Below are 9,907 nucleotides of genomic sequence, written 5' to 3'. Positions count from 1 at the left end.
TGCGGTCCGCGCGCCGGCGGGGCCGCCCCGTCGCGGTCCCCCCGCGCATCAGTAGGCCCCCTGCCCGTGGAGCACCGCACGCAGCGTCTTCCACAAGATCACCGTGTCCAGGGCGAGCGACCAGTCCTCCACGTAGCGCAGGTCGAGGCGGACCGCCTCCTCCCACGGCAGGTCGCTGCGTCCGCTGATCTGCCACAGGCCGGTGAGCCCGGGCTTGACGAGCAGCCGCCGACGGATGTCCGGGCCGTAGGCGGCGGACTCCTCCGGCAGCGGAGGCCGCGGACCGACGAGCGACATCGATCCGGTGAGCACGTTGAAGAGCTGCGGGAGCTCGTCGAGCGAGTACCGGCGCAGCACTGTTCCCACCCTGGTCACCCGTGGGTCCCGGCGGAGCTTGAACAGCAGGCCGGCGCCCTCGTTGCGGTGGGCCAGTTCGGCGCGTGCCCTGTCGGCCCCGGCGACCATGGTGCGGAACTTGTAGATGGTGAACTCGCGGCCGTCCTTGCCGACTCTGCGCTGGCGGTAGAAGACCCCACCGCGACTGTCCGCGAGGACGAGCAGCCCGACGAGCACCATCAGCGGCGCGAACAGCAGCAGCAGGATCGCCGCGCCCATCCGGTCGACGACCGCTTTGACCACCCGGCGGCCCCCGGTGAAGGTCGGCATGCTGACCCGCAGCAGCGGGATCCCGAGCACCGCGTCGACGTGCAGCCGCGGTCCTGCGACCTCCATCAGCACGGGGGCCACGACCATCTCGGCATCGCTGCCTTCGAGGTTCCAGGCCAGCCGCTGCAGCCGGTCCGGTGACCAGTGCGGGTCCGGTGTGACCGCGACGACACGGTAGCCGTCGCGGCGGACGTGGCTGGCGACGTCCACCAGTCGGCCGACAACCGGTACTCCGTCGAGTTGGTCACCGTCGAGGCCGTGACCGTCCGTGGTGCACACCGCGTCCACCCGCCAGCCGAGGTGCGGGAACTTGCGCGCTCGGGTGATCAGGTCGCGCACGGTGTCCGGGCTCCCGGCGGCGAGCACCGGTCGCAGGCACCTCCCTTCTTTCCGCTGTTTGTGCAGCCGGAGGCGCAGCAGATACCGCGCGGTCATGGTGATGAGCGCGATCGCGGGGATCGCGACGAAAATCCAGAGTTTGATGTTGCGCGAGGTGAGGGCGATTCCGCCGAGCGCCAGTACGACGGTCGCCGCGAACAGTGATCGCCCGAGCCGGCGGAATTCCTCCGCGCCCTGGCCGAGCACGGCCGGAGCCCATGACCGGCTCACCGCGAGCGCCCCCAGCACCAGCAGTTCGGTGCCGAATGCGAGAATTCCCCACTTCTCGTGCCAGTTGGCCGCGTCCCGGGCCCCGAAGAAGTTGCCGATCGCCGCCACCACCAGGGCGGTGGCCACGGTATCGCTCATGATCACGGTACGGCGGTACCGCTGCTCCCAGTCGTTCGCGGGCTGATCGATCGCCCCGTTCGCCAGACGCCCGCGCTCCGACGAAAACGGGCTGACTAATCCCCCTTGCCGCACAGAACCCCCCAGGTTCCCAGTGGTTCGACGTGTTCGCCTCGCACTGTTGCTCCCCCGGGAGGTCCCCGCCCCCCGGCGCCGCGCTGTTCCTCCCCCCGAGAGGCCCCCGCCCCCCGCGCCGCGCTGTTCCGCCCCTCGGGAGACCCCCGCCCCCGCGCATGACATGCCGGCTATTTCAGCGCTACGTGAACAACCCACCCTGGCGGCAGCGGATTCGCATGTCCTGCCAGTCTTTCGAGGTGCGCGGGAACCCGTGGAAACCTCGAGTGCTCCCCGCACCCGAAGCCCCGCTCGGGCTCCAAGAATTGATCACTTCGAGGTCTGGCGCCCGGGACGCCACTGCTGGCTGTCCACAGCGCCGGACCTATAGATCATTATTGGTCGCCTCATGCTCGAACAGCTGAAGCACCGTCAATCTAGACCATCGGGGCCAATATGAAGAAGGGTTGTGTGCAACTTGTGCTGAGGCTTTGCGGCCGGACCCGCCGATCGACAACCGCACACGGGTGCCTTGACGACGAATATGTGCCTTGTGACCTGTGACGACGGGAATTCATCGCCAAGTGAATCAGCGCGGCGCCGTCACCCGGGGAACGCTCCTCGGGGCGCGTTCGCACCGCCTGAGACCCGCCCTGCCGAGCCACCCGCGGCCCGGCCGCTGCGGTTCCGAGGCTCTGTCGGTCTCCTGGAGCGAGGCCCTGTGGGTCTCCTGCCGAGAGGAACCGGCCGCCTGTGTTAACCGGATGTTAGCTCTCGCTCCGGAGGCTGTACGCGAGCCGGCCGAAACCGGAGGCTGCGGGCTGCGGCACCGCTTCCGCGCCTCGCGCGCGGAGGCCGGGCCGCGTCCCGCACGTCGAAGGAGGCCCCCCGTGACCGTGTCCCCACCCCCCGCCGCGCCGAGCAGCCGCACGCCCTGGAGGGCCGTGATCGGCGGCTCGGTCGGCAATCTCGTCGAGTGGTTCGACTGGTTCGTCTACGCCAGCTTCGCGACCTACTTCGCCGGCGCCTTCTTCCCCAAGGGGGACGCCACCGCCCAGCTGCTCAACACCGCCGGCATCTTCGCCGTCGGCTTCTTCATGCGCCCGGTCGGCGGCTGGCTGCTGGGCCGCTACGCCGACCGGCGCGGCCGCAAGGCGGCGCTCACCCTCACCGTCACCCTGATGTCGGCGAGCGCCCTGCTGATCGCCGTCGCACCGACGTACGACCAGGTCGGCTACGCCGGCGCGGCCGTGCTCCTGGTGGCCCGGCTGCTCCAGGGCCTCTCCGTCGGGGGTGAGTACGCCGCCAGCGCCACCTATCTGACCGAGGCGTCCAACCCGGGCCGGCGCGGCTTCGTCGCCAGCTTCCAGTACGTCTCCATGACCCTGGGCCAGCTGTGCGGCCTCGGGCTGCAGATCCTGCTCCAGCACACCATGTCGGACGACGCGCTGCACTCCTGGGGCTGGCGCATCCCGTTCCTCGTCGGCACCGTCGGCGCGGCCGTCGTCTTCTGGCTGCGGCGCAACCTGCTGGAGACGGAGGCGTACGAGGCGGCCGAGGGCACCGAGGAGGGCCGGGGCGCCGAGGGCCACGAGCGCGGCACCATCCGCCAACTGCTCCGCCACCGCAGGGAGTTCGCGCTGGTGATGGCGCTGACGATGGGCGGCACGGTCGCGTACTACACCTACACCACCTATCTGACCAAGTACCTGTCGAACACCGCCGGGATGAGCAAGTCCGACGCCTCGCTGGTCAGCTTCTGCGCGCTGTTCCTGTTCATGCTGCTCCAGCCGCTGGCCGGGGCACTGTCCGACCGGGTGGGGCGCCGCCCGCTGCTGATCAGCTTCGGTGTCGGCTCGATGCTGGGCACCGTGCCCATCATGAGCACCCTCTCCGAGACCAGCTCCTTCGGCGGGGCGCTGCTGCTGTCGCTGGCCGCGCTGGTGATCATCACCGGCTACACCTCGATCAACGCCGTGGTGAAGGCCGAGCTGTTCCCCACTCATGTCCGGGCGCTGGGCGTGGCGCTGCCGTACGCGCTCGCCAACGCGCTGTTCGGCGGCACGGCGGAGTACGTGGCCCTCTGGTTCAAGAACGCGGGCGTCGAGTCCGGCTTCTACTGGTACGTGTCCGGCTGCGCCGCCGTCTCGCTGGTCGTCTACGCGACCATGCGGGAGACCCGGGACGCCGCCCTGACCCCGGACCGGCCGACGGAGGCGGCCCCCGCGGTGAGCCCGAAGACCCCTGTCTGACCTGGGCCGGACCCACTTACCCTTACCGCCATGCACATTCTCCTGGTCGAGGACGACGACCGGCTGGCGGCCGCCCTGACCGCGTCGCTCGCCCGCCACGGCCACCAGGTGGTCCGCGCCGGGCGGGCCGACGACGCGCTGCGGCTGAAGGACGGCGCCGACTTCGTCCTGCTCGACCTGGGGCTGCCCGACATGGACGGCCTGGAGGCGCTGCGGCGGCTGCGGCGGGTCTCCGCGGTGCCGGTCATCGTCGTCACCGCGCGGACCGAGGAGCGCGATGTGCTCCGCGGGCTGCGCGGCGGCGCCGACGACTATCTGGTCAAGCCGTTCCGTACCGCCGAGCTGATCGCCCGCATGGAGGCGGTGGTGCGACGCGGCACCCGGCCGCTCGCCGCCCCGGGTCCGGTGGTGGTGACGGCCGCGGGCGGGGTCCGGATCGACCTGTCCACCCGGCGCTTGGAGGTGGCGGGCCGGCCGGTGGAGCTGACCCGCCGGGAGTTCGAGGTGCTGGCGCTGCTCGCCCGGGAGCCGGGTGTGGTGCGCGGCCGGGAGGAGATCCTGGACGCGGTGTGGGGCGATGTGCTGCTGTCCGCCTCCCGCTCGCTGGACGTCCACATCGCCGGTATCCGCGCCAAGACCGGCCGCCCCGGCCTGATCGAGACGCTGCGCGGCACCGGCTACCGACTGGCCGTGGGTTCGGTCGCGGCTCCGGAGCCGCAACCGAGGGCGCGAGCGGAGCGGGAGACGGCGGGACCGGCCGGCCCCACGGCGGCCACGCCCTTGGATCCGGAGAGCGGGACGGCGGGCGGATGCGGCTGCGCATCCTGAGCGTCTACGCGGTGCTGGTCGCCTGCCTGGTCACCGCGCTCGCCGTGCCCTTCGCGCTCGCGTACTCCTCGCACCGCACCGGGCGGCTGCTGCTGGAGCGCCGGGCGGACGCCACCCGGTTCGCGGAACTCGCCGACCAGGCGATCCGGGACGGGGACACGACGGGCCTCGTCCTGGAGGTGCGGCGCTACACCGAGCTCTACGGCACCCCGGTGGAGATCCGCGACCGCGACGGCGCCCCGGTCACGGGCGGCGGCGCCTGGGACGAGGCGGCCGCCCGGCGGGCGCTGTCGGGCCGCACCACCGGAAGCCTGCCGCTGGTCACCCCCTTCGGCCCGGACGCGGCGGTGGTCGCGGAGCCGGCCGGGCGGGACGCCCAGGTGTCGGGAGTGGTGGTGATGCGGGTGGCGACCGCGACCGCCCGGCACGAGGTGACGCTGGTCTGGGCGGCGATCGCGGCGGGCTCGGTGGTCGCGGTGGGCTGCGCGCTGTTCGCGGCGCGACGGCTCGCCCGGTGGATCCTGCGGCCGGTCACCGAGCTCGACGCCACCACCCGCGCCATCGCCGAGGGTCGGATGGACGCGCGGGTCGGAGCCGCCGACCACGGCCCCGCCGAGCTGCGGCTGCTGGAGCGCCGCTTCAACGCGATGGCCGACGCCGTCTCCGCCGCCCTGGACCGGCAGCGCGCCTTCGTCGCGGACGCCTCGCACGAGCTGCGCACCCCGCTGACGGTGCTCTCGCTGCGGCTGGAGAACCTGGAGCCGCATCTGCGCCCCTCCGGCGAGGCCGACTTCGCCGAGGCGCTGGCGGAGGTCGACCGCCTCGCCCGACTGATGGAGGACCTCCTCACCCTGGCCCGGGTCGAGTCCGACGCCACCGCCCCGGAGCCGATTCCGGCGACGGAGCTGCCGCGGCGACTGGAGAGCTGGCGCGAGGTGTACGCGGCGCGCGGTCTGACGCTGGAGGTGGCGGTGGAGACCGGGGAGGCGGTGCGCTCCCCGGGCGGCGCCCCGTCCACCGCGGCGCCGCCGGCGCTGCCCGCCGCGGCCGCCAGGATCGCCGACATCGCGCTCGACAACGCGGCGAAGTTCGTTCCGCCCGGCGGGACGGTCACCGTCTCGCTGCGCGAGGGGGTGCTGCGGATCGCCGACGACGGACCGGGGCTCGACGCCGAACAGCGGTCGGCGGCCCTCGGCCGCTTCTGGCGCTCCCCCGGCCACGGCAATGTCCCGGGCAGCGGCCTGGGTCTGGCGATCGCGGCCGAGCTGGCCCGCTCCAGCGACTCCACCCTCACCCTGCTCCCCGCCCACCCCCACGGCCTGGTGGTGGAACTGCGACCCCACGGGCCCACGGCAATCGGGGCCCGACGTTCCCAGGCCCCTCAGCCGTGGACGGAGCGGTAGTAGCCGGCCGCGCCGGGGTGGAGCGGGACGGTGCCGGTGCCGATCGCGTAGCGCTCGTCCAGGCGGCTGCCGGGGGCGTCCGGGACGGGGAGCCGGTCCCGGCGTGCGAACAGCACACCGGTGACGGCACGGGCCACGTCGTCCGGCAGGTCGGAGCGGCAGACGAGGTAGCTGGGGGTGGCCACGGTCGGGGTGGGGCCGGGCTGGTCGTAGACGCCGGCGGGGATGGCGACACCCTCGTAGACGGGGCCGTGCGCCCGGCGCAGCGCCGGCGCCAGGTCGCCGAGGGGCACCAGTCGTACGGGGGTGCGCCGGGCGAGGTCGGTGATGGCCTGGGTGGGCGCGCCGCCGGACCAGAAGAAGGCCGCGACGTCGCCGGAGCGCAGTGCCGTCACGGAGGCGCCGAGCCCCAGCCGCACGACCCGGTCGGTGTCCACCCCGGCGGCCTCCAACACCCGCTCGGCGGTCACCGAGGTGCCGGACTCGGCGGCGCCGATCGAGACGGTGCGGCCGACGAGCTGGGCGGGCGTGCGGATCGCGGAGCGCGCGGGGACCACGAGGTGGAGGTGGTTGAGGTAGAGCCGGGCGAGCGCGGCGACCGGCAGCCGCCGGGGGAAGACTCCACGTCCGGCGGCGGCGTCCGCGGCGCTGTCCGCGAGGCTGAGGGCGAGGTCGGCGCGCCCGTCGCCGAGCAGCCGCAGGTTCTCCACGCTGGCCGCGGTGGTCAGCACCCGCACCCCGAGGTGTGCGTGCGACCCGCGCACCTCGTCGGCGAGTCTGCTACCGAAGATCGCGTACGGCCCGCCGCGGGGGCCCGTCGCGAGGCGGACCGCTCCGTGCGGCCCCGACTCCGTGCACCCGGTGAGCGCGCCGCCCGCCAGGAGCGTGCCCAGGGGGAGAGCCAGGAGGCCGCGGCGTGGGAGGGCTGACACGGGGACATCGTAGAACCCCGCGTCGGCGGGCCCGAGGCGTGGCCGCGGCCGTGCCGGTCGCCGCGGAGTGCGCGGCGGTCGGGCTCCCGAACCCTCCGGCGCTCAGCCGGCTGCCAACCGGGCCCACACCACGTGGCCCCCGCCGACTGTCCGGCGGTCCCCCCAGGCGTCGACGAGGGCGCACACGAGCATCAGCCCGCGTCCGCCCTCGTCGTCCGCGGCGGCGTGCCGCGCCGTGGGTCCGACCGGTCCCCCGCCCTGGTCGGCGACCTCGACGTACAGCAGCCGCTCTTCGGCGCGCAGGACACACAGGATCCGCTCGCTTCCCGTGTGTACGAGCGCGTTGGTGACGAGTTCCGAGACCACCAGCTCGGCGGCGTCACAGACGTCGCCGCCGAAGCCCCATGCGGGCACGTGCGCCCGCACCCGTCGCCGCGCGGCGGCCACGGACGTCCCCTGGGCGGGCAGATGGAATCTTTCCTGGCGGTCGCCGTCAACGACGCCGGTGGGCAAGGAGCGGACCATCGTCGTGCGTTGAGGTAGTGCCACGGCCGTTCGCCTTCCATCTACCTGTGGGGGTGGGACCAGGTGGTGCTACAAGTCCTCGACGTCGTGGCCTTGTTGGACCACTCCGCTCCCTCACTATCGTTGCTGGCACTGCAAGTTGGCAAGAGGCGTTCTGCAAAATGCAGAGTAGCGAGCGCAGTCTGTTCGATCCAAGGCGATCGTGGCACACTGATGCCGTCATCATGGCTCACCAAGGCGTCCGAGCATCCAGGCCCTCCGAGGAGGAACGACGTGGCTGAAGCGCGGTCTGCCCCGACCGTCGGGCAGATGGTCCTCGGCATGCGGCTGCGCGCCCTGCGGGAGAAGGCGGGCGTCTCCTACGACCAGGCCGCCAAGGCGCTGCACGTCAACCAGACGACGGTCCGCCGGATGGAGAAGGCCGAGGTCGGCCTGAAGATCCCGTACGTCGAGAAGCTGCTGCAGACCTACCGGGTGGAGCGGGAGGAGATCGACGCCTTCCTCGCCCTCGCCGAGGAGGCCAACAGGCCGGGCTGGTGGCACCGCTTCCGCGATGTGCTGCCGGAGTGGTTCAGCCTGTACGTGAGCCTTGAGGAGGCGGCCGTCCGCATCCGGGCGTACGAACCGCACTGCGTCCCCGGGCTGTTGCAGACCGAGGAGTACGCCCGCGCGCTGCTCCGCATCGGCTTCCCGACCGCGACCGACCAGGAGTTGGACCGCCGGGTCGCGCTGCGCATGGAGCGGCAGTCGCTGCTCACCAAGGAGGGCGCCCCGCACCTGTGGGCCGTGATCGACGAGACCGTGCTGCGCCGTCCCGTCGGCGGCCCCGAGGTGACGCGTCGCCAGATCGACCATCTGATCGCCTCCCTGGAGCGGCCGAATGTCACGCTCCAGGTGATCACGCTCGCCTCGGGTCCCCACCCGGGCATGTTCGGCCCCTTCCAGTTGTTCCGGTTCGCCATCCCCGAACTGCCGGACATCGTCTACAGCGAAAGCCTGACCGGCGCGGGTTACATCGACCAACGCGCCGATGTGGCCACCTATCTGGAGGCCCTCGACCGGATGTGCACTCAAGCAACTCCGGTGCACCACACCGAGGCCTACCTCGGAGCGATTCGCAAGGAGCTCTGACCCGTGGATCCCAACGATCACGATGTGGCACCCCTCGCACACATCTACAACGGCATGCCCTCCAGGGAGCTCGGCACGGAAGGCTGGCAGAAGCCCTGGAGCGGTCCCAACGGCGGTAGTTGCGTCGAAGTCATGAAGCTCGGTGACGGCCGGGTGGCGCTGCGCCAGTCGACCGACCCCGACGGCCCCGCGCTGATCTACGCCTACCACGAAATCGAGACGTTCATCGAGGGAGCGAAGGCCGGAGCGGCCGACTTCCTGCTCACCTAGCGACCCGCTGCGGGCGATCCCCGCGGCACCCCACGACACCACCCCCACGGCAGCACGCCACCGCACCACCCCGACCACGCACCGAAGCCGACCACTTCGGCAGCCCCCAGCGACCACGCGGCGCACAACAGAACGGAGGGCCGCATGTCCGACCACGGCGCACCCGGCCAGATAGACACCAGCAGGCCGCATCCGGCCCGGATGTACGACTACTACCTCGGTGGCAAGGACCACTACGAGGTGGACCTCCAGGCCGCCGCCCACGTCCTCGAGGTCTACCCGGGCATCAAGACCTGCGCCCGCACCAACCGGTCGTTCATGCACCGCGCCACCCGCTGGCTGGCCGCCGAGGCCGGCATCCGGCAGTTCCTCGACATCGGCACCGGCATCCCCACCGAGCCCAACCTGCACCAGGTCGCGCAGCAGGTGGCGCCCGACGCCCGGATCGTCTACACCGACAACGACCCGATCGTGCTGACGCACGCCCAGGCCCTGCTGCGCTCCACTCCCCAGGGGCGCACCGCCTACATCCAGGCCGATGTGCGCGAGCCCGGGCGCATCATGTCCGCTCCCGAGCTGGGCGACACCCTCGACCTCAGCCAGCCGATAGCGCTCTCCCTGAACGCGCTGCTGCACTTCGTGCCGGACGAGTTCAAGCCGTACGAGATCGTCCAGCGGATGCTGGAGCCGCTGGCTCCCGGCAGCTACCTGGTGCTGTCGCACTGCACCCCGGACTTCGACCCGGCCACCTGGGAGAAGGTCGTGGAGATCTACCGCCAGGGCGGCATCCCGGCCCAGGTGCGCTCCAGGAAGGAGGTCGAGGAGTTCTTCACCGGCCTGGAGCTGGTGGAGCCCGGCGTGGAGGTGCCGCACCGCTGGAAGCCCGACGCCGAGGCGGCCGCGGCCACCGTGACCGACGCCGAGGTGTCCTTCTGGGCGGGCGTGGCCCGCAAGCCCTGATCGGCGTCCGCCCACCGATCCGGCGACACGACGTCCGAAGACGGCTACCGACACGGCGGCCGGAGCGAGGTGCCCTCGCTCCGGCCGCTGCGGTGTTTCC

The 9,907-nt window shown here is 72.3% G+C and carries 8 protein-coding genes and 1 pseudogene; 6 read left to right on the top strand and 3 right to left on the bottom strand.

Annotation, left to right across the window (positions count from 1 at the left end; all coding sequences use genetic code 11):
* Positions 1-48: 48 nt before the first annotated feature.
* Positions 49-1,527 carry a sugar transferase gene (locus CD790_RS26620; RefSeq protein ID WP_144385896.1) on the bottom strand — a complete coding sequence of 493 codons (1,479 nt, stop codon included), beginning with the start codon at positions 1,525-1,527 and terminating at the stop codon, positions 49-51.
* Between the two features lie 875 nt (positions 1,528-2,402).
* Here CD790_RS26620 and CD790_RS26615 point away from each other — a divergent pair.
* The 3 genes and pseudogenes from CD790_RS26615 (at position 2,403) to CD790_RS26605 (ending at position 5,989) form a co-directional block, all read left to right on the top strand.
* The gene (locus tag CD790_RS26615; protein ID WP_260867922.1) at positions 2,403-3,758 is read left to right on the top strand and encodes an MFS transporter; all 1,356 of its coding nucleotides are present in this window, start codon (positions 2,403-2,405) and stop codon (positions 3,756-3,758) included.
* Between the two features lie 30 nt (positions 3,759-3,788).
* Positions 3,789-4,454, top strand: a pseudogene (locus CD790_RS26610) (response regulator transcription factor); the annotation flags it as partial.
* Between the two features lie 113 nt (positions 4,455-4,567).
* Complete coding sequence (locus tag CD790_RS26605; RefSeq protein WP_144385894.1) at positions 4,568-5,989, top strand: HAMP domain-containing sensor histidine kinase; 1,422 nt, start codon at positions 4,568-4,570, stop codon at positions 5,987-5,989.
* On the opposite strand, the gene CD790_RS26600 is transcribed toward CD790_RS26605, so the two are convergent.
* Positions 5,968-6,921: a TAXI family TRAP transporter solute-binding subunit gene (locus CD790_RS26600; protein WP_144385893.1), complete on the bottom strand. Its 954-nt coding sequence runs from the start codon at positions 6,919-6,921 to the stop codon at positions 5,968-5,970. The two genes, CD790_RS26605 and CD790_RS26600, sit on opposite strands and share 22 nt — an antisense overlap.
* Before the next feature lie 102 nt (positions 6,922-7,023).
* Positions 7,024-7,470, bottom strand: a complete 447-nt coding sequence (locus CD790_RS26595) for an ATP-binding protein (RefSeq protein ID WP_260867900.1) — start codon at positions 7,468-7,470, stop codon at positions 7,024-7,026.
* Between the two features lie 285 nt (positions 7,471-7,755).
* On the opposite strand from CD790_RS26595, the gene CD790_RS26590 reads away from it, so the two are divergent.
* From CD790_RS26590 to CD790_RS26580, 3 genes are all read left to right on the top strand, one after another.
* Complete coding sequence (locus CD790_RS26590) at positions 7,756-8,577, top strand: helix-turn-helix transcriptional regulator (RefSeq protein WP_186319268.1); 822 nt, start codon at positions 7,756-7,758, stop codon at positions 8,575-8,577.
* A 54-nt stretch (positions 8,578-8,631) separates the two neighbouring features.
* Positions 8,632-8,847, top strand: a complete 216-nt coding sequence (locus CD790_RS26585; protein WP_144386104.1) for a DUF397 domain-containing protein — start codon at positions 8,632-8,634, stop codon at positions 8,845-8,847.
* A 144-nt stretch (positions 8,848-8,991) separates the two neighbouring features.
* Complete coding sequence (locus CD790_RS26580) at positions 8,992-9,807, top strand: SAM-dependent methyltransferase (protein ID WP_144385891.1); 816 nt, start codon at positions 8,992-8,994, stop codon at positions 9,805-9,807.
* Positions 9,808-9,907: the final 100 nt, after the last annotated feature.

It is taken from the genome of Streptomyces sp. SAJ15 (assembly GCF_007595705.1).
Taxonomy (GTDB): domain Bacteria; phylum Actinomycetota; class Actinomycetes; order Streptomycetales; family Streptomycetaceae; genus Streptomyces.
Note: the sequence above shows the minus strand (reverse complement) of the source record. Positions and strands in the feature narration are given on the sequence as shown.